General features: G+C 68.2%; 1 protein-coding gene. It reads right to left on the bottom strand.

Annotated elements, in window-relative coordinates:
* Positions 1-30 precede the first annotated feature (30 nt).
* The coding region (locus CVH10_RS26410) for a hypothetical protein (protein ID WP_181244750.1) at positions 31-239 on the bottom strand (209 nt) is incomplete at its 5' end.

Genomic DNA, 239 nt, shown 5'->3' on the forward strand with positions numbered 1-239 from the left:
TATGGCGGATCCGCGGCGCACGGCCGACGATCATGCGGCCGCGTCGTCCAGGTCCAGCCGGTCGCCCAGCATCTTGCGCACGCCCAGCAGGATGACGATCCCGGCGCCCTTCCAGAAATCGGCCGCCAGACCCGGCGTCAGTTCCTGCTGAATCCGCACGAAGCCGATGACGACCAGCACGCCCAGCGCGATGATCGGCAGGGCTTCCACATCGCGCCAGGTGATCGGTTCGTCGTGCG

Source organism: Halomonas sp. ND22Bw (assembly GCF_003011945.1).
Taxonomy (GTDB): Bacteria; Pseudomonadota; Gammaproteobacteria; order Pseudomonadales; family Halomonadaceae; genus Halomonas; species Halomonas halophila.